Source organism: Streptomyces sp. NPDC006197, from assembly GCF_040613865.1.
Lineage (GTDB): Bacteria > Actinomycetota > Actinomycetes > Streptomycetales > Streptomycetaceae > Streptomyces.
In genome coordinates this window covers 35,541-57,147 of the sequence record NZ_JBEXSZ010000018.1, presented here as the reverse complement: position 1 = coordinate 57,147, position 21,607 = coordinate 35,541, and the positions used below count along the sequence as shown (strand labels likewise).

The 21,607-nt window shown below is 74.2% G+C and carries 15 protein-coding genes; 13 read left to right on the top strand and 2 right to left on the bottom strand.

Annotated features, from left to right (window positions below; all coding sequences use genetic code 11):
• The first annotated feature begins 7 nt into the window (after positions 1-7).
• From ABZ318_RS08500 to ABZ318_RS08440, 13 genes are all read left to right on the top strand, one after another.
• Positions 8-466 (top strand): ATP-binding protein, encoded by a 459-nt coding sequence (locus tag ABZ318_RS08500; RefSeq protein WP_356901716.1) that lies wholly within the window; start codon positions 8-10, stop codon positions 464-466.
• A 220-nt stretch (positions 467-686) separates the two neighbouring features.
• Entirely contained in the window at positions 687-3,005 is a 2,319-nt protein-coding gene (locus ABZ318_RS08495) for a sodium-translocating pyrophosphatase (RefSeq protein ID WP_356901715.1), read from the top strand.
• A gap of 161 nt (positions 3,006-3,166) precedes the next feature.
• Complete coding sequence (locus ABZ318_RS08490) at positions 3,167-3,871, top strand: small secreted protein (protein WP_356901714.1); 705 nt, start codon at positions 3,167-3,169, stop codon at positions 3,869-3,871.
• Between the two features lie 97 nt (positions 3,872-3,968).
• Positions 3,969-5,534, top strand: coding sequence for a methyltransferase (locus ABZ318_RS08485; RefSeq protein WP_356901713.1), 1,566 nt, complete (start codon positions 3,969-3,971; stop codon positions 5,532-5,534).
• Complete coding sequence (locus tag ABZ318_RS08480) at positions 5,531-6,535, top strand: helix-turn-helix domain-containing protein (RefSeq protein ID WP_356901712.1); 1,005 nt, start codon at positions 5,531-5,533, stop codon at positions 6,533-6,535. The genes ABZ318_RS08485 and ABZ318_RS08480 overlap by 4 nt, the downstream gene beginning before the upstream one ends.
• 101 nt (positions 6,536-6,636) lie before the next feature.
• Entirely contained in the window at positions 6,637-7,644 is a 1,008-nt protein-coding gene (locus tag ABZ318_RS08475; protein ID WP_356901711.1) for an ABC transporter ATP-binding protein, read from the top strand.
• The gene (locus ABZ318_RS08470) at positions 7,641-8,414 is read left to right on the top strand and encodes an ABC transporter permease (RefSeq protein WP_356901710.1); all 774 of its coding nucleotides are present in this window, start codon (positions 7,641-7,643) and stop codon (positions 8,412-8,414) included. The genes ABZ318_RS08475 and ABZ318_RS08470 overlap by 4 nt, the downstream gene beginning before the upstream one ends.
• A gap of 14 nt (positions 8,415-8,428) precedes the next feature.
• Positions 8,429-9,247 (top strand): ABC transporter permease, encoded by an 819-nt coding sequence (locus ABZ318_RS08465; protein WP_356901709.1) that lies wholly within the window; start codon positions 8,429-8,431, stop codon positions 9,245-9,247.
• A 229-nt stretch (positions 9,248-9,476) separates the two neighbouring features.
• On the top strand, positions 9,477-9,674 hold the full coding sequence (locus tag ABZ318_RS08460) for a hypothetical protein (RefSeq protein WP_030692561.1): 198 nt from the start codon (positions 9,477-9,479) through the stop codon (positions 9,672-9,674).
• Between the two features lie 330 nt (positions 9,675-10,004).
• Positions 10,005-12,848 carry a type I DNA topoisomerase gene (gene topA / locus ABZ318_RS08455; RefSeq protein ID WP_356901708.1) on the top strand — a complete coding sequence of 948 codons (2,844 nt, stop codon included), beginning with the start codon at positions 10,005-10,007 and terminating at the stop codon, positions 12,846-12,848.
• A 104-nt stretch (positions 12,849-12,952) separates the two neighbouring features.
• Positions 12,953-16,327 (top strand): dTMP kinase, encoded by a 3,375-nt coding sequence (tmk, locus tag ABZ318_RS08450; RefSeq protein WP_356901707.1) that lies wholly within the window; start codon positions 12,953-12,955, stop codon positions 16,325-16,327.
• An 87-nt stretch (positions 16,328-16,414) separates the two neighbouring features.
• Positions 16,415-17,191 (top strand): ABC transporter ATP-binding protein, encoded by a 777-nt coding sequence (locus ABZ318_RS08445; RefSeq protein WP_356901706.1) that lies wholly within the window; start codon positions 16,415-16,417, stop codon positions 17,189-17,191.
• Entirely contained in the window at positions 17,188-19,611 is a 2,424-nt protein-coding gene (locus tag ABZ318_RS08440) for an ABC transporter permease (RefSeq protein ID WP_356901705.1), read from the top strand. The genes ABZ318_RS08445 and ABZ318_RS08440 overlap by 4 nt, the downstream gene beginning before the upstream one ends.
• A 96-nt stretch (positions 19,612-19,707) precedes the next feature.
• Here the strand turns inward: ABZ318_RS08440 and ABZ318_RS08435 are convergent, their stop codons facing one another.
• Both ABZ318_RS08435 and ABZ318_RS08430 read right to left on the bottom strand, forming a co-directional pair.
• Positions 19,708-20,352 carry a response regulator transcription factor gene (locus tag ABZ318_RS08435; RefSeq protein ID WP_356901704.1) on the bottom strand — a complete coding sequence of 215 codons (645 nt, stop codon included), beginning with the start codon at positions 20,350-20,352 and terminating at the stop codon, positions 19,708-19,710.
• Positions 20,340-21,524: a histidine kinase gene (locus tag ABZ318_RS08430; protein ID WP_356901703.1), complete on the bottom strand. Its 1,185-nt coding sequence runs from the start codon at positions 21,522-21,524 to the stop codon at positions 20,340-20,342. The genes ABZ318_RS08435 and ABZ318_RS08430 overlap by 13 nt, the downstream gene beginning before the upstream one ends.
• Positions 21,525-21,607: the final 83 nt, after the last annotated feature.

Below are 21,607 nucleotides of genomic sequence, written 5' to 3'. Positions count from 1 at the left end.
GGTTCGCATGGCCACCGTTGAACTCCGCTTCAGCGCTCAGCCGGAGCACGTCCGTACGGCCCGCCTGGTGGCGGCCGCGGTCGCGCGCCGGGCGGGTGTGGACGAGGCGGTCCTCGACGAGGTGCGTCTCGCTGTGGGTGAGGCCTGTTCCCGTGCGGTCGGGCTGCATCGCAGCAACGACGTCACGACCCCCATCCGGGTCGTCCTGACCGAGGAGGAGAAGACGTTCTCCATCGAGGTCGGCGACGAGGTGCCGGGTGCGGGGGTGGCGGCGGCCGACGCGGCCGGTGTCCCCGGCGCGCGGGCCGCGGCCCCGGCCGAGGACTTCGACGACGCCGACGGCGAGGACGAGATGGGGCTCGCGGTGATCCGCGGGCTCGTCGACGACGTCGAGGTGAGCGCCGGCCAGGACGGCGGCACCATCCGGATGACGTGGCCGGTGAACTCGGCGGACGTCCTGTCCTGACCCGTACGCGGGCGGGACCTGACCCGTACACGCGCTGAGAGAAGAGGCCCTGCGACCGCAGGGCCTCTTCTCTTGTGCCGGTGCTTCTCTTGTGCCGACGCCTTTCCGGTCTTCCCCCGGTCTTCCCCCGGTCTTTCTCCGGCCCCCCGCTCCGGGTGTCCTCGCCCACGAATTGGTGCATCCCCGTATGTACCGTCTTGTCTCCCTATGATCCGTCTCCATGTACCCCACAACTCTCGCCGCGGCGGTGCTCACGAGCGGGAACCGGACGATCGTGGTCGTCGTCGCGGCCGTCGCCCTCGCCGCACTGGTCGTCGCGCGGCTCCTCGTCCGCCAGGTGCTCGCGGCCGGTGAGGGCACCGAGAGGATGAAGGAGATCGCCGCCGCGGTGCAGGAGGGCGCCAACGCCTACCTCGCGCGGCAGCTGCGGACCCTCGCCGTCTTCGCGGCCGCCGTGTTCTTCCTGCTGATGCTGCTGCCGGCCGACAACTGGTCGCAGCGGGCAGGACGTTCCCTGTTCTTCCTGGTCGGGGCGCTCTTCTCGGCGGTCACCGGCTACCTCGGCATGCGGCTCGCCGTACGGGCCAACGTGCGGGTGGCCGCCGCGGCCAGGGAGGCCACGCCGTCGCCGGGCGAACCCGAGAGGGACCTGAACGAGGTCGCGCACCGGGCCATGCGGATCGCGTTCCGTACGGGCGGGGTCGTCGGCATGTGCACGGTCGGCCTCGGGCTGCTCGGGGCCGCCTGCGTCGTCCTCGTCTACGCCGCCGACGCGCCCAAGGTCCTGGAGGGATTCGGACTCGGCGCCGCGCTCATCGCCATGTTCATGCGGGTGGGCGGCGGGATCTTCACCAAGGCCGCCGACGTCGGCGCCGACCTCGTCGGCAAGGTCGAGCAGGGCATCCCCGAGGACGACCCGCGCAACGCCGCCACCATCGCCGACAACGTGGGCGACAACGTCGGCGACTGCGCCGGCATGGCGGCCGACCTCTTCGAGTCGTACGCCGTGACCCTGGTCGCCGCGCTCATCCTCGGCAAGGCGGCCTTCGGCGACCATGGCCTCGCGTTCCCCCTGATGGTGCCGGCGATCGGCGTGGTCACCGCCGTGATCGGCATCCTCACGGTCGCCCCGCGGCGCGCCGACCGCGGCGGGATGAGCGCGATCAACCGCGGCTTCCTGGTCTCGGCGGTCATCTCGCTGGTGGGCGTCGCCGTCGCCGCCTTCGTCTACCTCCCGTCCTCGTACGCCGAGCTCGAAGGCGTCACCGAGCCGGGCATCCGCGCCCACGGCGGCGACCCGCGGGTCCTCGCCCTGGTCGCGGTCGCGCTCGGCATCGTCCTCGCCGCGCTCATCCAGCAGCTCACCGGCTACTTCACCGAGACGAGCCGGCGGCCGGTCAGGGACATCGGCAAGTCCTCCCTCACCGGCCCGGCGACCGTCGTCCTCGCGGGCGTGGCGCTCGGCATGGAGTCCGCCGTCTACACGGCCCTGCTGATCGGGCTCACCGTCTACGGGGCGTTCCTGCTCGGCGGTGCCTCGATCATGCTGGCGCTGTTCGCGGTGGCCCTCGCCGGGACGGGGCTGCTCACCACCGTCGGGGTGATCGTCGCCATGGACACCTTCGGCCCGGTCGCCGACAACGCCCAGGGCATCGCGGAGATGTCCGGGGACGTCACGGGGGCGGGCGCGCAGGTGCTCACCGACCTGGACGCCGTCGGCAACACCACGAAGGCCATCACCAAGGGCATCGCCATCGCTACCGCCGTCCTGGCGGCCTCGGCGCTCTTCGGCTCGTACCGGGACGCCATCGCGACCTCGGTCGCCGACGTCGGGGAGTTCGGCGTGAAGGCCGGCGAGGTGACGCTCTCGATGGACATCTCGCAGCCCAACAACCTCTTCGGCCTGATCCTCGGCGCGGCGGTCGTCTTCCTCTTCTCGGGGCTCGCGATCAACGCGGTGTCCCGCTCGGCCGGTTCGGTCGTCTACGAGGTGCGGCGGCAGTTCCGCGAGCACCCCGGGATCATGGACTTCACCGAGAAGCCCGAGTACGGGCGGGTCGTCGACATCTGCACCAAGGACGCGCTGCGCGAACTCGCCACACCCGGGCTGCTCGCCGTGATGGCCCCGATCGCGGTCGGCTTCGCGCTCGGGGTCGGCGCGCTCGGCGCGTACCTGGCCGGGGCGATCGGGGCGGGCGCGCTGATGGCGGTCTTCCTCGCCAACTCCGGTGGCGCCTGGGACAACGCGAAGAAGCTGGTCGAGGACGGGAACCACGGCGGCAAGGGCAGTGAGGCGCACGAGGCGACCGTCATCGGGGACACGGTCGGCGACCCGTTCAAGGACACGGCGGGTCCGGCGATCAATCCGCTCCTGAAGGTGATGAACCTGGTCGCGCTGCTGATCGCCCCGGCGGTCGTGCGGTTCAGCTACGGCGGCGACGCGAGCGCCGGGCTGCGGGCGGCGGTCGCGGCGGTCGCGCTCCTCGTCGTGGTGGGCGCGGTCCGGGCCTCCAAGAGGCGGACGGTGGCGATCTCCTGACGTGGCGTCCGTCTCATTACCGGGGGTTTCCGGGTCGGTCGGGGGACTCATCCCTTGGTTCAAAAGACTGCAATATGGGACGATTCAGTCGTACGAAAAGTGGAAGTAGCCCGTTCGGCGTGTATGTTCCGGGGCCGAGAGCCTTGGAAGGGACCGATCCGTTGAACAAGAAGCTTGCGGCCGCACTGTCCGGCGGCGCGGTACTGGTGCTCGCGCTGGCCGGTTGCAGCGACGACGAGGGCGACAAGGTGGGTGACTGGGCGAAGACGTTCTGCGACCAGGCGAAGCCCCAGATCCAGAAGCGGGCCGACGCCCACCAGATCATCATCTCGACCGCTGCCGACAGCAAGCCGGCCGAGATCCAGGCCGCCGACTCGAAGGCGTTCCAGGACATCGCGAACGCCGACCGGGCCCTCGCCAAGGCCGTCGAGGCCGCCGGCGCCCCGCCCGTCGAGAACGGCGAGAAGGTCCAGAAGGACGCGATCAAGGAGCTCAACGACACCGCCGTGGCCTACGAGGGGCTCAAGAAGCAGGTCGACGCGCTGGACCCGACGAACCAGCAGAAGTTCGCGGACGGCCTCCAGGGCGTCGCCGACGGCCTGACCAAGATCGAGAAGATGGACCAGAACGCCCTGTCCAAGCTGGAGGACGGCGAGCTGGGCCAGGCGATGGCCAAGCAGCCCGGCTGCCAGAAGCCCACGGCCTCGGTCCCGCCGAAGACCTCCGCCTCCCCGAACGCCGGCGCCACCTCCGACGCCACTTCCGACTCCGACTCCGATTCCGACTCGGACTCCGGTTCCACGAACCCGACCAAGAAGGCGTCCGCCAAGCCGACCAAGAAGTCCACGGTCGGCAAGAGCGAGTAGGCGAACCGAGGGCCGGTCGGCCCGGCGCCCGCGGCGATCGGCCGCGCGCCGCCGGGTCGGCAGCCCGGATGTCGGTGGCGGCCGTCACAATGGAGCGGTGAGTACGACCAGCCTCCCTCCCCGCCTCCCGGTGCCCGCGCACGCCGCCCGTCTGCGCGAGGCGCTGCTCGCCGCCGACTTCACCGCCGACGGACTGCTCGACCTGCTCGGCGCCCCGGCCTACGCGGCGCTCGCCCGCAGCGAGACCGTGCCCGCCCTGCGCGCCACCCGCGGCGACTCCCCGCTGGAGACCCTCGTCCGGCTCTTCCTGCTCCAGGAGCCCGTCACGGCCGCCCGGGCCGCCGCCGCGCTCCCGCTGGAGGAGGCCCTCGACGACGGCTGGGTGGTCCGCGAGGACGACACCGTGCTCGCCACGGTCGACGTCCGGCCGTACGGCGGGCCGGACGGCGAGGACTGGTTCATCGTCTCCGACCTGGGCTGCGCCGTCGGCGGCGCCGGAGGCAGCGGGAAGAACGGCCGCCAGGCAGACGCAGCAGTCGTCCTCGGCGTCGGCGGCGCCTCCACCACCCTCGCCGGCATCACGGTCCGCACGCCGGTCTCCTCCGCACTCGACCTCGGCACCGGCTCCGGCATCCAGGCGCTCCACGCCGCCCAGCACGCCACCCTGGTCACCGCCACCGACCTCAACCCGCGCGCCCTGGACTTCACCCGGCTCACCCTCGCCCTCTCCGGGGCCCGGGAGGCCGAGCTGCGGACCGGCTCGCTCTTCGAGCCCGTCGACGGCGACACGTACGACCTGATCGTCTCCAACCCGCCGTTCGTGATCTCCCCCGGCGCCGGGCTCACCTACCGGGACGGCGGGATGAGCGGCGACGACCTGTGCCGCACGCTCGTGCAGCAGGCCGGGGAGCGGCTCAACGACGGCGGATACGCCCAGTTCCTCGCCAACTGGCAGCACGTCGAGGGCGAGGAGTGGCAGGAGCGGCTGCGGTCCTGGGTGCCGCGCGGCTGCGACGCCTGGATCGTGCAGCGCGAGGTCCAGGACATCACCCAGTACACGGAGCTGTGGCTGCGCGACAGCGGAGACCACCGCGGCGACCCGGACGCCTACCGGGCGGCGTACGACCGCTGGCTCGACGAGTTCGAGGCGAGCAAGACCCGCGCGGTCGGCTTCGGCTGGATCACGATCCGGCGCAACGAGGCCGTGGCCTCCGGAGCGGTCGAGCCCTCGATCCTCATCGAGGAGTGGCCGCACCCCGTCGAGCAGCCCCTCGGCCCCACCGTCCGCGCCCACTTCGAGCGCCAGGACTACCTGCGCGGCCACGACGACGCCGCGCTCCTCGCCGACCGGTTCACGCTCGCCCCCGAGGTGGTGCAGGAGCAGGTCGGGCTGCCGGGCGCCGAGGACCCGGAGCACGTGGTGCTCCGGCAGAACCGCGGCATGCGCCGGGCCACCAAGGTCGACCACGTCGGCGCCGGGTTCGCCGGCGTGTGCGACGGCACGCTCAGCGCCGGCCGCATCCTCGACGCGATCGGACAGCTGATGGGCGAGGACCCGGTCATGCTGCGGGACCGCACCCCGCAGGCGATCCGGCTGCTCGTCGAGGAGGGCTTCCTGATCCCCGACTCCCTGCTGCCCGCGCCCGAGGGGAGCGGTGCTTGATACGGATCGAGCTGGACGAGGCCTCGCTCGGGGCGACCCGGATCGCGATCAGCCCGCTGCGCGACGCGTTCTGCGCGGCACACCTCGCGCTGCCGTGGCGCCACCCCTCCTGGCCGTACCAGGAGTGGGTGGGGCAGGCGCGCGAGGTGTGGCGCGAGGACGACCGGCTCCGCCCGCTGTGGGACCTGTTCGTCAGGGAGCGCGGCCAGGTCTCCGACTTCCTGCTGCCCCGGCCGTTCGGCACGGTCCACGTCCACGAGGAGCTCGCCGCGCTGCGGGCCACCGACCCGGAGTTCGTCCGCGCCCAGGCGGCCGAGTGCTACCCCGGCATGGCCGACGCGCCCTTCCTCCAGCCCTATCTGAAGGACCCGGAGGCCGCCTGCGCGGCGCTCGCCGACGCGTACGCGGCCTGGTGGGAAGGCGCGATCGAGCCGTACTGGCCGACGATGCGCCGGCTCGTCGAGGACGAGGTGCTCGTCCGGGCCAGGACGTTCGCGACCGAGGGCGTCGACGCGCTGTTCGCGGGCCTGGAGACGCGGGGACGGTGGGAGCCGCCCGTACTCGAACTGACCAAGTACATCGACGCCGAGTACGCCCCCGGTGAGCGCCGCCTCGTCCTCGTGCCGCTGGTCTTCGCGGAGGGCTGCAGGCTCTACTCCACCGACGACCCCGAGGTCTTCGCGCTCAGCTTCCAGGCCCGGGGCGCCGCCGCCCTGCGCGAACCGGCCGAGCCCGTCGCCGAGGACCGGCTCGGTCTGATGCTCGGCCGGGGCCGGGCGGCGGTCCTGCGCGAACTGGGCGGTCCCCTGACCACCGCCGGGCTCGCCGACCGGCTCGGTCTCGCACCCAGCACGGTCTCCGAACACCTGTCGGTGCTCGCGGAGGCCGGCGTCGTGACCCGCCACCGCGTCGGGCGCTCCGTGTACTACCAGCTGACGGACACGGGCCGTTCACTGCTCGCGCTGCTCGCCGGAGAGAACGTCCTCACCGCCGCGGCCTGACGATTCGGGCCGTGACCCGAGGACTCGGGGTCGCGGCCCGACGATTCGGGGCCTTCCGAATCGATGGCCCGGCCCTTCCGCCGGCCCCTACCGTCCGGCGCATGCTCGCAATCGAGGCGGACGCGCTGCGCCGCACCTACACCAGCCGGACCGGGTGGCCGAGGGCCCGGCGGACCGAGACCGAGGCCGTGCGCGGGGTCACCTTCGAGGTGGCGCCGGGGGAGCTGTTCGGCCTGCTCGGGCCCAACGGCGCCGGCAAGACCACCACCATCAAGATGCTCAACACCCTGCTGCTGCCGACCTCCGGCACGGCCCGGGTGTTCGGCCACGACGTGGCCCGCGACCCCGTCGCCGTACGCCGCAGGATCGGATACGTCTTCGGTGGCGACCGGGGCCTGTACGACCGGCTCTCCGCCCTCGACAACCTCCGCTACTTCGCCGAGCTGTACGGCGTCCCGGCGCGCGAGCAGAAGCGGCGCATCGCCGAACTCCTCGACCGCGTCGGCCTGGTGGGCCGGGAGAAGGAACGCGTCGAGGGGTACTCGCGCGGCATGCGCCAGCGCCTCCACATCGCCCGTGGACTGCTCCACCACCCCGACGTCCTCTTCCTCGACGAACCGTCCATCGGCGTCGACCCCGTCGCCGCCCGCGACCTGCGCCGCACGGTCGCCGACCTGGCCGCCGCCGGCACCACCGTCCTCCTCACCACCCACTACATGGCCGAGGCCGACGAGCTCTGCGACCGGATCGCCGTCATCGCGGGCGGCCGCATCCGCGCCCTCGGCACCCCCGACAGCCTCAAGTCCCTCGTACGGGGACGGGACGTGCTGGAGATCGAGGCGTACGGCGTGGACGAGGAGCGGCTCGACCGGGTACGGCGCGTGCCCGGCGTGCGGGGCGTGTCGACGGAGGACCGGGGAGCCCTGCAGACGGTCACCGTACAGACCGGCCGCGGCGCCTCCGACCTGCACGGACCCGTCCTCGCCGCACTCGACGGCGTACGGATCGGCCGGGTCACGAGCCGCGAACCGTCCCTGGAGGACGCCTACATCGCGATCGTGGAGGAGACGGCCGGCCTCGGGACCGAAGCCGAGGAGGCGGCCGCATGACGCGCCTCCCGCGACTGATCCTCGTCGGAGTGCGCACCCACGTCTCGTACATGTCGCGCTCCCCGATCGAGATCACCTTCGCCGTCCTCGTCCCGCTCGTCTACGCCACCCTCGCCGTCTACCTGTTCCGCGCCGCCGGAGACCCGGACCGGCTGCTCACCGCCTCCGTCGGGGCCGGACTCATGGGCATCTGGGGCTCGGTCCTCTTCGGCTCGGGCGGCGCGGTGCAGAACCAGCGCTGGCTCGGCACCCTGGAGACCCTGGTCGTCGCACCCACGCCGCTCGCGCTCGTCCTCCTCCCCATCACCCTCGCGACCGCCGTCATCGGCACGTACGCGATGGGCGCGACCGTCCTGTGGGGCGTGCTGCTCTTCGACGTGCCGCTCGACTTCGCGCACCCGCTGCTCTTCCTCGCCGCCGTCCCGGTGTGCGTCCTCGTCCTCGGCATGACGGGGCTGCTGCTCGCCGCCACCTTCGTGCTGCTCCGCAACGCCAACGCCCTCGCCAACCCGCTCGACACGCCCGTCTGGCTGCTGTCCGGGCTGCTCGTGCCCGTCACCGTGCTGCCCGTCTGGACCCGCCCGATCTCCTGGGCGCTGCCCACGACCTGGGGCGCGCGGGCCGTGCACGCGGCGACCTCCGGCGGCGACGTGATCACGCCGATGCTTACCGCCGTCGCGCTCGGCGCCGGATACGCCCTCGCCGCCGTCCTCGTCCTCGGGCGCGTGGAGCGCCGGGCCCGCGCCGCCGCCACCCTCGCCCTCGCCTGAAAGGCCACCGTCGGATGTTCCGCTTCCGGTACCGTCTCCTCGGCTTCCGCTTCCATGCCTCCTCCCGGCTGCTCGTGGTCGGCGGGGCGATCTCGTACCGCGCCCTGTTCAACTGGACGACCCCGCCGATGTTCATCGGAACGCTGCTGGTCGGACCGCTTCTCCAGGTTTTCTTCTTCGTCTTCCTGGGCAGGGAACTGGGTGTCGCCGACGATCGTTTCCACCTTGTCGGCAACGCCGTCCTCGCAGCTTCCGCCTCCTGCGTGTACGGCGGCACGATGGCCGTCTCCAACGAGCGCCGGTACGGCACCCTCGGGGCCGTCCTGCTCTCCCCCCGCCACAGGGTCCCGCTGTGGCTCGGGCGAGCTCTCCCGTACGTCCTCAACGGGCTGTTCGTCAGCGCCTTCGTGCTCACCGCCGCCGCCCTCGTCCTCGGGCTGCCCGTGCCCGCCGGGGCGCTGCCCGGGCTGGGTCTGGTGCTGCTCGTCGCGGCGGGCGCCTGCTCGGCCTTCGGGCTCGCGCTCGGGGCGCTCGGGCTGCGCTTCCGCGACGTGTTCCTGGTGTCGAACGTGGCCAGTTCCGGGCTGCTGCTCCTGACCGGCGCCGCCGTGCCCCGGGAGACGCTGCCGGAGTGGATGCGGGCCGCCGGTGAGCTGCTGCCGCTCACACACGCGGCGGACGCGGCGCGCGGGCTGACCGCCGGCGCCGGCCTGGACGGTCACCTGCTCGGGGCCGAGCTCGCCGTCGGCGCCGGGTGGGCGCTGCTCGCCGTCGTCCTCCTCGCCGTCTTCGAGCGGGGGAGCCGACGCCGGGCCACGCTCGACGTGATGTGACGAGGGATGTCACACGGCGGGAGAGGAAAGGGGGAGGGGAGGGGTGGGGGGAGGGGGCCCCGGGAGCGGGCCACTACCGGCCATCTTCGTGAACCCGTACGAGCCCGGTCGTGAACCCGTACGGTCCCGGCCCGCTCCGTTCACCCGGAGTTCGCGCCCCCGATGCCCGGGGCTGTCAGCCTCGGCCGCGAGAGGCGAACGCCGCACGTGAACGGAACGGGGTACGGGCATGGAGAGCGGGCCGGCGATCTTCGCGGGGGCGGCGTTCACGCTGTTCGGAGGCGCGCTGCTGCTGTGGACCACCGTACGGGCGCTGCACCGCGAGCCCGTGGCGTACGGGGTCCCCCCGCGTGCCGCCGTCGCGCTGACGAGCCTCGCCGGCGCCGCCTTCCTCCTCCTCGGCGTCTGGTGCTTCGGCCGGCTCTGAACCCGGCTCCGAACCCGGGTCCGAACCCGCCTCCGAACCCGGGTCCGCACCACGTGCCGAGCCCGGCTCCGGCTCCGGTCCGGGGGCTGCTCCCGGTTTGTTTGTGATCTCTCCGAGATGTCCTCCGCCCCGCCCGACCGGGAGTCCGGGCGGCAGGAATGCCAGGACTCGGGTTACCGTTCGAGTGGCCGTTGCGGGCTTTTGCCGTTTGACACGGGGGCGGGTTGTACCGTCACACTCCGCAGCGACGGGAGCGTCACCGTCCGTGCGCTGCCGTGCGTGCCAGTGCCGTACGTGCCAGAGAGTGTCGATCCGGAGAGAAGAGCGAAGTTGTCCCCGACCAGCGAGACCGCACACGGCGGCCGCCGACTCGTCATCGTCGAGTCGCCTGCCAAGGCGAAGACGATCAAGGGCTACCTCGGCCCCGGCTACGTGGTCGAGGCGAGCGTCGGGCACATCCGCGACCTCCCCTCCGGCGCCGCCGAGGTGCCGGAGAAGTACACCGGCGAGGTGCGCCGCCTCGGGGTCGACGTCGAGCACGACTTCCAGCCCATCTATGTCGTCAACGCCGACAAGAAGGCGCAGGTCAGGAAGCTCAAGGAGCTCCTTGCCGAGTCCGACGAACTCTTCCTCGCCACCGATGAGGACCGCGAGGGCGAGGCCATCGCGTGGCACCTCCAGGAAGTCCTGAAGCCCAAGGTCCCGGTCCACCGGATGGTCTTCCACGAGATCACCAAGGACGCGATCCGCGAGGCCGTCGCCAACCCGCGCGAGCTGAACCAGCGCATGGTCGACGCCCAGGAGACCCGCCGCATCCTCGACCGCCTGTACGGCTACGAGGTCTCGCCGGTCCTGTGGAAGAAGGTCATGCCGCGGCTGTCCGCCGGCCGCGTGCAGTCCGTCGCCACCCGTCTCGTCGTCGAGCGGGAGCGCGAGCGCATCGCCTTCCGCTCCGCCGAGTACTGGGACCTCACCGGCACCTTCGGCACCGGCCGCACCGGTGACGCCTCCGACCCGTCCTCGCTGGTCGCGCGCCTCGCGACGGTCGACGGCAAGCGTGTCGCGCAGGGCCGGGACTTCGGCGCCGACGGGCAGCTGAAGACCGCGAACGTGCTCCACCTGGACGAGACGAACGCGCGGGCCCTCGCCGCAGCGCTCGCCGACACGGCGTTCTCGGTGCGCTCGGTCGAGTCGAAGCCGTACCGCCGCTCCCCGTACGCCCCCTTCCGGACCACGACCCTCCAGCAGGAGGCGAGCCGCAAGCTGGGCTTCGGTGCGAAGGCGACCATGCAGGTGGCGCAGAAGCTGTACGAGAACGGCTTCATCACCTACATGCGTACGGACTCCACGATCCTCTCCGACACCGCCGTGGCGGCGGCCCGGGCGCAGGTCACGCAGCTGTACGGCGCCGACTACCTGCCGGAGAAGCCGCGTGTCTACGCGGGCAAGGTGAAGAACGCGCAGGAGGCGCACGAGGCGATCCGGCCTTCGGGTGATCGTTTCCGCACTCCCGCCGAGACCGGTCTCACGGGTGACCAGTTCAAGCTGTACGAGCTGATCTGGAAGCGGACCGTCGCCTCCCAGATGAAGGACGCGACCGGGAACTCGGTCACCGTGAAGATCGGCGGCACCGCCGCCGACGGCCGTGACGCCGAGTTCAGCGCCTCCGGCAAGACGATCACCTTCCACGGCTTCATGAAGGCGTACGTGGAGGGGGCCGACGACCCGAACGCGGAGCTCGACGACCGCGAGCGGCGCCTGCCGCAGGTCGCCGAGGGCGACGCGCTGACCGCCGAGGAGATCACGGCGGACGGCCACGCGACCAAGCCGCCGGCCCGCTACACCGAGGCCTCGCTGGTCAAGGAGCTGGAAGAGCGCGAGATCGGCCGCCCGTCGACGTACGCCTCGATCATCGGCACCATCCTCGACCGCGGCTACGTCTTCAAGAAGGGCACGGCGCTCGTCCCGTCCTTCCTGAGCTTCGCCGTCGTCAACCTGCTGGAGAAGCACTTCGGGCGGCTCGTCGACTACGACTTCACCGCCCGCATGGAGGACGACCTCGACCGCATCGCGCGCGGCGAGGCGCAGTCCGTGCCGTGGCTGAAGCGTTTCTACTTCGGCGAGGGCGAGACCGGCCGGACGGGCGGCGCGGCGGACGCCGGGAACGGCGACGGCGACCACCTCGGCGGCCTCAAGGAGCTCGTCACCGACCTCGGCGCCATCGACGCCCGCGAGATCTCCTCCTTCCCCGTCGGCAACGGCATCGTGCTCCGCGTCGGCAAGTACGGCCCGTACATCGAGCGCGGCGAGAAGGACCAGGAGGGCTACCAGAAGGCCGACGTGTCGGCCGACCTGGCGCCCGACGAGCTCACCGTCGAGTACTCCGAGGAGCTGCTCGCCAAGCCGAGCGGCGACTTCGAGCTGGGCACCGACCCGGTCAGCGGCCACCAGATCGTCGCCAAGGACGGCCGCTACGGCCCGTACGTGACGGAGATCCTGCCCGAGGGCACCCCGAAGACCGGCAAGAACGCGGTGAAGCCGCGCACGGCCTCCCTCTTCAAGTCGATGTCCCTGGACACGGTCACCCTGGAGGACGCGCTCCGGCTGATGTCCCTTCCGCGGGTCGTCGGCACGGACGCCGAGGGCGTCGAGATCACCGCGCAGAACGGCCGCTACGGCCCGTACCTGAAGAAGGGCACGGACTCGCGGTCGCTCACCGACGAGGAGCAGCTCTTCACGATCACCCTCGAAGAGGCGCTCGCGATCTACGCCCAGCCGAAGCAGCGGGGCCGGGCCGCGGCCAAGCCGCCGCTGAAGGAGCTGGGCACCGACCCGGTCAGCGAGAAGCCCGTGGTCGTCAAGGACGGGCGGTTCGGCCCGTACGTGACGGACGGCGAGACCAACGCCACCCTGCGCACCGGCGACAGCGTGGAGACGATCACGCCGGAGCGCGGCTACGAGCTGCTCGCCGAGAAGCGGGCCAAGGGGCCGGCGAAGAAGGCCGCCAAGAAGGCCCCGGCGAAGAAGACCGCGGCGAAGAAGACGGCCACGAAGACGGCGGCGAAGAAGACCACCGCCGCCAAGAAGACGGCCGCGAAGACCACGACGGCGAAGACCACGACGGCGAAGAAGACGACCGCGGCCAGGAAGACGGCGGCGGCCAAGCCGGAGTAGTCCCCGAAGGGGCTTGGTGGGAGGGCGGGAGCGGTGCTTCCGCCCTCCCACGTTTGTTCGAGTGCGGGCCGCGGGGAGCAAGGCCGTCCGGATAGGGTGGACGGATGACGCGAGCAGAGCAGCCAGACCACCTGGGCGATTCCGACGCCGCACTCGTCGCGGATTCCCGGGAGCGCGCCGTACGCGCCCTCTTGCGCCATCAGCCGCTGCGCAGGCTGTGGGGCGCCCACCTGGTCGGCAGCACCGGTGACGCCCTCGCCCTCCTCGTCCTCGTCCTGCTCGGCTATCAGGCGGCCGTCGCCGAGGGCGCGCTCGGAGGCGGCTACCGGGGGGCCGCGTTCGCCGTGGCCGCCGTCGTCGGCGCCCGCCTGCTGGCCTCGGTCCTCTTCGGGGCCGTCCTCCTCGGGCCGCTGACCGCGCTCACCGGGCCCAGTGGCCCGCTCGACCGGCGCTGGACCATGATCGGCGCCGACGGGGCGCGGATCGCGCTGCTCGTCATCGCCCCGCTGTGGATCGACTGGACCCCCGACAGCGCCCTCTGGTACCTGCTCGGCACCGTCTTCGTCACCGGCGCGGCCGAGCGGCTCTGGACCGTGGGCCGCGAGGGAGCCGCGCCCGCGCTGCTGCCCGCCCCGCCCCTGGAGGGCGCCGCCGTGCGGCCGCTGCCCGACCACCTCGGCGCGCTGCGCCGGCTGTCCCTGCGGACCGGCTTCCTCGCCGTCCCCGCCGCGGCCGCCGTGCTGCTCGTCGCCACCCTCGTCGGGAACCTGCTCGGCGCCGGGATCGACTGGTTCACGCTGCACCAGGCGGCCCTCGGCTCGTACGTCTCCGCCGGACTGTTCGCCGCCTCCGTCACCGCCCTGTACGCGATGGCGCTGCCCGGCGGGGAGACGCCCCGGCCCCGCTCGCCCCTGGAGGGCCTGCGCAGGCCGGCCCGGAAGACCGAGGGCGAGGGGAAGGGCCGCACCGGCGCCCTGCCGCTGCTCGTCCTCGCCTCCGCCACCGTCGCCGGGGCGATCGCCGCGGCCGCGTCCCTCGCCGTGCTCCACGCGTACGACCTGGGCGGCGGGCCCGTCACGTACGCCCTCCTGATCCTGGCGCTCGGCGGCGCCACTGCCGTCGGCATCCGCACCGCGGGCTCCGTCCTGCCGGTCCTGTCCCGGCGCCGGCTGCTGGCCCTCGCCGTCACCGTCACCGGCGTCGCCCTGATCGCGATGGGCCTGGTCCCGGACACGGCGACCGTGCTGTTCCTCGCCGTCCTCGCCGGGTACGCCGCCGGGGTCGCGGCCAACACCGGCCACACCCTGATCGACCAGGAGACCGAGGAGCCCCGCCGGGCCCGGACCACCGAGCACCTCCAGGCCACCGCACGCGTCGCCATGGGCCTCGGCGCGCTCGCCGCCCCGCTGCTCGCCGCCGCGATCGGGCCGCACCGGCTCGCCTCCGGGGAGTTCGTCTTCGCGCACGGCGGCGCCGCCTTCACGCTCGCCCTCGTGGGCGCCCTGCTGCTTCCGGTCGCCGCGCTCGTCCTCGCGAAGACCGACGACCGGGCGGGCGTCCCGCTCCGCCGCGACCTGCGCGACGCGCTGCGCGGCTCCGACCCGGTCCAGGCGCCCTCCCCGACCGGTTTCTTCATCGCCCTGGAGGGCGGCGACGGCGCCGGGAAGTCCACGCAGGTCCAGGCGCTCGCCGAGTGGATCCGCGCCAAGGGCCACGAGGTCGTCGTCACCCGTGAGCCGGGGGCCACGCCGATCGGCAAGCGGCTCCGCTCGATCCTCCTCGACGTGTCGTCGGCGGGGCTCTCGAACCGGGCCGAGGCCCTGCTGTACGCGGCCGACCGCGCCGAGCACGTCGACTCCCTGGTCCGTCCGGCCCTGGAGCGGGGCGCGGTGGTCCTCTCCGACCGGTACATCGACTCGTCCGTGGCCTACCAGGGCGCGGGCCGTGACCTGTCCCCGACCGAGATCGCCCGCATCTCGCGCTGGGCGACCGACGGTCTCGTGCCGCACCTGACGGTGGTCCTGGACGTCTCCCCGGAGACCGCGCGGGAACGGTTCACCGAGGCGCCCGACCGGCTGGAGTCCGAGCCGCCGGAGTTCCACGCGCGCGTACGGGCCGGTTTCCTGGCCCTCGCGGCCGCCGACCCCGGCCGCTACCTCGTCGTCGACGCCGGGCAGGAGCCCGAGGCCGTCACCACCGTCGTGCGCCACCGGCTCGACCGGGTGCTGCCGCTCTCCGAGGCCGAGGTGAAGGCCGCGGAGGAGGCCCGCCGGAAGGCCGAGGAGGAGGCCCGGCGCCTGGCGGAGGAAGAGGCCGCCCGCAAGGCCGAGGAGGAGCGCCTGGAGCGCGAGCGGCAGGAGCAGCTCGCCAAGCTCCGCGCCGAGGAGGAGGAGCGCAAGCGGCGCGAGGAGGAAGAGGCGCGCCGTCTGGAGGCCGAACGGCAGGCGGAGGAGGCCCGCCGCAGGGCCGAGGAGGCCAGGCTCGCCGCCGAGGAGGAGCGCCGGCGCCTCGCGGCCGAGGAGAAGGCCCGCCAGGAGGAGCAGGAACGGCTCCGCAAGGAGGCCGAGGAGGAGGCCCGGCTGCGGGCCGAGGCCGAGGCGCGCCGCCTGGAGAAGCAGCGCAAGGCCGAGGAGGCCCTGCTCCGTGCCGAGGAGGCCCGCCGGGCCGCCGAGGCCGCCGCGGCGGAGAAGGCGGCGGAGGAGGCGGCGGCGAAGGCCGCGGCGGAGAGGCTCGCCGCCGAGGCCGCGGCCAAGGCGGCGGCGGGACGGGCGGCCGCCGAGCGTGCCGCGGCGGAGCTGGCCGCCGCCGAACGGGCCGAGGCCGCGAAGGCCGCCCGGGAGAAGGCGGCCCGGGAGCGGGCGGCCGCGGAGAAGGCCGCCGCCGAGCGGACGGCCGCGGCGGAGCGGGCCGCTCGTGCCGCCCGGTCCACGGAGGCGTCGGCGAACGAGGTCACCCTGGAGACGCCGCTCGTGAAGCCGGACGCGCCGACCGTCTCGCCGGACGAGGTCACCGTGGAGACGCCGGTCGTGAAGCCGGGGACGGCCGAGCGGCCGGGGACGGTCGAGCGGCCGGAGGCGGAGACCGCCGTGCTGCCGCAGATCCGGGACCCGCGGGCTGCCGACGAGACGGCCGTGCTGCCTCCCGTACAGGACCAGCGGGCTGCCGACGAGACCGCCGTGCTGCCGCAGATCCGGGACCCGCGGGCCGCCGACGAGACGGCCGTGCTGCCTCCCGTGCGGGGCGCCGGGGCGTCCGACCCCGCCGACCGGGTGCCGCCGGGCATCTTCCGCGACGAGCGGAACGAGCCGCACGGGGACAACGACCGGACCCGGGAGCTGCCCCAGCTCGACGAGAACGGCCGGCCGCGCCGCCGCTCCGACTGGGCGGAGGAGACCCCGCTCGACGACCTGCCGACCCTCGCGGACGAGCTGTTCGGCCCGCACGAGGACGAGGACGAGGGCCCGCGCCGCCGTCGTTGAACCCCGGTGGGGGTGGAGCTAGCTCCACCCCCACTGCGGCAGCCAGCTCCATACCGCTGTGACCTGCGGTTTTCTAGCGTGGTCGGCATGACGACGACAGTAGTGACGGAGAACGGCGCCGCCCTGGCCCTGGACGGGGTGAGCCGCACGTACGGAGGCGGGGCGCCCGCGCTGGACGGGGTCGACCTGGTCGTGCCGCACGGGCGCTTCGTGGCCGTGATGGGCCGGTCGGGCTCCGGCAAGTCCACCCTGCTGCGCTGCGCGGCCGGGCTCGAACGGCCGACGGCCGGGCGGGTACGGATCGGGGGCACCGACCTCGCCACCCTGAAGGCGGCCGGTCTCACCCGGCTCCGGCGGGACCGGATCGGCTTCGTGTTCCAGTCGCTCAACCTCGTCTCCGCCCTGAACGTGCGGGAGAACGTCACCCTGCCGCTGCTCCTCGCCGGGGCCCGCGAAGGCCGGGCGCTCGACGCCCGCGCCCTGGCCGCTCTCGACGCCGTGGGGCTCGCCGACCGGGCCGAGGACCGGCCCGAGAGCCTCTCCGGCGGCCAGCGGCAGCGGGTGGCGATCGCCCGCGCCCTGATCGACGAGCCCGAGGTCGTCTTCGCCGACGAGCCGACCGCCGCCCTCGACCCGGTCACGGCGGCCGGGGTCCTCGCCCTGCTGCGGCGCGCGGTCGACGAGCGGGGGCGCACGGTCGTCCTCGTCACCCACGACCCGGTGGCCGCCACCTGGGCGGACGAGGTCGTGTTCCTGGACCGGGGCCGGATCGTCGCCCGCCTCGACCACCCGGACGAGGCGGGCGTGCGGGAGACGCTCGGCGCCCGCGCCGCGGCCGGCCGTCACCCGGCGGTGGCGCGGTGAGCCGCCTCGCGAACCCCGCCGTGCGGCTGCTCGCCGCCCGGTCGCTGCGGGCCCACCGCAAGGCGTGGGCCGCCGTGTTCGCGGCCGTCGCCGTCACCACCGCGCTGCTCGGCTCCCTGGCCCTCGCGCTGGGCTCCACCGGACTGGGCCACGCGCGCGTGGAGCGGTACGCCGCCGCGCCCGTCGTCGTCGCCGGCGACCAGGAGGTCCGATGGACGGCCACGCCGTGGGGCGGCGAGCCGACGACCGAGACGGTGGGCCTGACCGAGCGGGTACGGGTCCCCGAGGCGGCCGTCGCCGTCCTGCGGGCCGTGCCGGGGGTACGGGAAGCGGTGCCTGACGACACGTTCGTCGTACGGGAAGGGGGTGCGGGTCCCGCGGGTGCGGCGTCGCGCGCGTACACCGGGCGTTCCTGGGAGGCGGCCCGGCTCGCCCCGTACCGGTTGATCGACGGGCGGGAGCCCCGGCAGGCCGGGGAGACCGTCGCGGGGGCCGGTCTCGGCGCCGCCGTCGGGGACACCGTGGCCGGCCGCCGGGTCGTCGGCGTCGCCGGGGGACCGGCCGCGCTCTACGTCACGGCGGGGGAGGCGCGGCGGCTCGCCGGGCACCCCGGTGCCGTCGACGCCGTCGGAGTCCTCGCCGAGCCCGGCGTGCCCGTGGACACCCTCCACGCGCGCGTACGGGCCGCCCTGGACGCCGCCGGACTCCAGGACGCAGCCGCGGGGCAGCCGCTCCGGGCGCTGACCGGGAACGGCCGGGGCGGCGTGGAGCACCTCGGCGCGCCGCCCGCGCGCACGGAGCTCCTCCAGCTCCTCGCGGCCGTCTCCGGAACCCTCGTCCTGGTCGCCGTCCTCGTCCTCGCCTCGCTCGTCGCGCAGGCCCTCCAACAGCGCGCGGCCGAGCGGGAGCTGCTGCTCTCGGTCGGCGCGACGCCCCGTCAGGTGCGGGGTGCGGCGGGCCGGGAGGTGGCCCGGGTGGCGGGCGCGGCGGCGCTGCTCGGCGCGCTCGTGTCCGTGCCGGTGTTCCTGGTGCTGTGGTCGGCGCTGCGGGCCCGTACCGGAGTCGTACCGGAAGGCCTCGAACTCCCCACGCCGCCGTGGCTGTTCGCCGGTGTCCTCGTCGTCGCCGCCTTCGTGGTGGGCATCACCCGGCTCGTGGTCCTCTTCGCGGCCCGTCGGCCGGGCCGCGCGGGGAAGGGCGGTGCCCGCCGTGTCGCCGGGCTCGTGCTGCTCGTGCTCGGCGTGGCCTCGGCCGGTACGGCCACGCTCCAGGGCGGCGACGCGGCCGCCGCGGCAGCCGGGGCGGCCACGGTGACGCTGGTCGCCGGGTGCGCGCTGCTCGGGCCGTGGATCGCGCGGGCCGCGATGACGGTCCTGGACCGCCCGTTCCGGTGGTTCGGCGGCGCGGCCGGGCGGCTCACCGCGGCCGGTGCCGCCGCGCACTCGCGCCGGCTCGGGGCCGCGCTCGTGCCCGTGGTCCTCGTCACCTCCTTCGCCCTCGTGCAGCTCTCGGCCGGCGCCACCATGGAGCGGGCCGCCGCCGGACAGGCGCGGGCCGCGACCACCGCCGACCTCGCCTTCTCCGGCACCACGGCGGAGCGGGTGCGCGAGCTCCCGGGGGTGGAGACGGCCACGGACGTGCTGCGGTCGACCGTGGTCCTGGCCCGCACCGAGGCCGGCACGCCGCGCCTGGACCGGCTCCCGGTCCTCGGCGTGGACGCCGAGGGGCTTGCGGGCACGCTCGACCCCGGTGTCGTCGCGGGCGACCTGGCCGGACTCGCCGCCGCGGGCACGGTCGCGGTCGGCGCGGACATGGCCGAGTCCCTCGGTGCGAAGCCCGGTTCGACGGTGGAGCTGCGGTTCGGCGACGGGACGCCGAAGCGGCTGCGGGTGGTCGCGGTGTACGAACGCTCGCTCGCCCTCGGCGAGTTCCTCCTGCCGAAGGGCGAACTGGCCCCGCACATGAGCGATCCGTACCCCGCGCGCGTACTGGCGGCGGGACCCGAGGGCGCCTCCCCCGTCGCCCCCGAGTCGGTGACGCCCCCCGGGGCCGAGCTGAACGGGATCGTCTCCGGCGGGATCGTCGCGGCGATCGGCGGGCTCACGGTCCTCTCCGTCCTGAGCACCCTCGCCCTGATCGGCGCAGGGCGGCGCGGCGAACTGGGACTGCTCCGCCAGGTCGGCGCCTCGGCGGGCCAGCTGCGCCGGATGCTCGGCCTGGAGGCCGGGTTCCTGACCGCGACGGGCCTCCTCGTCGGGCTCGTGGTGGGCGCGCTGCCGCTGACCGCCTTCGCCTGGGCGCTCACCGGAGGCCTGCCGTACCTGCCGCCCGCACAGGCGGGCGCGATCGCGGGCGTCGTCCTGACCACGGTCGTCGCGGGCGTGTTCCTGCCGGTCTCCCGGACGGCTTCCGGGCGTTGAGGCGGGGCCCGGACGTCGGAGGAGGCGCGTCCTGGGCGTCGGAGGAGGCGCGTCCTGGGCGTTGAGGCGGGGCCCGGGCGTCGGAGGAGGCGCGTCCTAGGCGTTGAGGTACGCGAGGACGGCGAGGACCCGGCGGTGGCCGCCGCTGTCGGTCGGCGGCAGGCCGAGCTTCAGGAAGACGTTCCCGACGTGTTTGTGCACGGCCCGCTCGGTGACCACCATCGAGCGGGCGATCGTGCCGTTGTCGTGGCCCTGCGCCATCAGTTCCAGGACCTCGCGCTCGCGGGGCGTGAGGGAGTCCAGCGGGTCGTCGCGGCGACGGGCCATCAGCTCGGTGACGACCTCCGGGTCCAGGGCCGTACCGCCGGCCGCGACCCGTTCCAGGGCGTCCAGGAACTCGTCGACGCGGCCCACCCGGTCCTTCAGGAGGTAGCCGACGCCCCGCGCGCCACCGCCCAGGAGCTCGGCCGCGTACGTCTCCTCCACGTACTGCGAGAGCACGAGCACCGGCAGCTCCGGGAGCCGCTCGCGGGCCGCGAGCGCCGCCCGCAGCCCCTCGTCGCGGAAGCCGGGCGGCAGCCGCACGTCGAGGACGGCCACGTCGGGCCGGTGCTCCAGGAGCAGCGGCAGGATCTCGGGGCCGGTGGCCGCGACCCCGGCGACCTCGTGGCCGGACGAGGTCAGCAGCAGCACCAGGCCCTCCCTGAGGAGGGCGTTGTCCTCGGCGATCACCACACGCACGGAAGCTCCACTTCGATCACGGTCGGGCCCCCGGTGGGGCTGGTCAACCGTACGGTGCCGTCGAGCGCGGCGACCCGGCGCCGCATGCCCGTCAGGCCGGAGCCGCCGCTCTCGCGCGCCTCGGCCCCGCCGCGCCCCTCGTCCCGCACGCGCACGCGTAGGGCGGCCGGTTCACGGGACAGGGAGACGGAGGCGCGGGAGGCGCCGCTGTGCTTGGCGGCGTTCGTGAGCGCCTCGGCGACCACGAAGTACGCGGCGGCCTCCACGGCGGCCGGGGCGCGGGGGCCGTCCTGGTCGTGATCGCCGAGGCCGGTCACCGAGACCGCCGTCTCCAGGCCGCTGCTCGCGGCGAGGGCCCGTACCGCTCCGGTCAGGCCGCGGTCGGTGAGGATCGGCGGGTGGATGCCGCGCACCACGTGCCGCAGCTCGGCGAGCGCCTCCTCGGCCTGCGTCTGGGCGTCGTCCAGGAGCTTGCGGGCGGTCGCGGGATCGGAGTCGTACGCGCGCCGGGCGAGCCCGATCCGCATGGACAGCGCCACCAGACGGGCCTGCGCGCCGTCGTGGAGGTCGCGCTCGATCCGGCGCAGCTCGGCGCCGTGCGCGGCGATCGCGCCCGCCCGGGTGGCCGTGAGCTGCTCGATCCGGGCGGCGAGGGCGGAGTCCCGGGCGGCCGACGGGGTCGGCGTGAGCAGCGTGCGCGACCAGTCCGCCGCCAGGCCGGCGAGCCGGCCGATCAGCGGAAGGGCCACCGGCCGCCGTCCCGTGAGTCCGGTCCTCACGCCGTCGACCAGCAGCGCGGGCGCCCAGAGGAGCAGCGAGAGGTACCAGAGCACCAGGCCGTAGAGCAGCTGCGCGGCGGCCCAGACCAGGTCCTGCCGGGTGCCCGGGTCGCCGACCGCGGTCCGCACGCGCGCGGGGAGGGGTCCTTCGAGCGGCAGGTACGCCTCGGGGACGGGCGTCCCGGTCCACGCGGCCGTACGGCGCCGCTCCCAGTCGGCGAGCCGGCGCAGCAGCAGCACGCTCTCGGGGAGCACGCCGGCTCCGATGACCGTGAGGGTGACGACGGAGGTGAAGAGGGCGACTCCCACCATCAGGTGGCAGAGGAGGGAGACCGCGGCCCCGACCGTGAGGTGGAGCCACGCCCGGGCCGCTTCCTTGATCGCCTCACGCATGGAGCCAGGGTAGGCGGCGGCTTCTCGGGGGACGGTGGAGCGGGCTACACCATCGTTCCGGGGGCGGGCACGGCTGTGCGGGG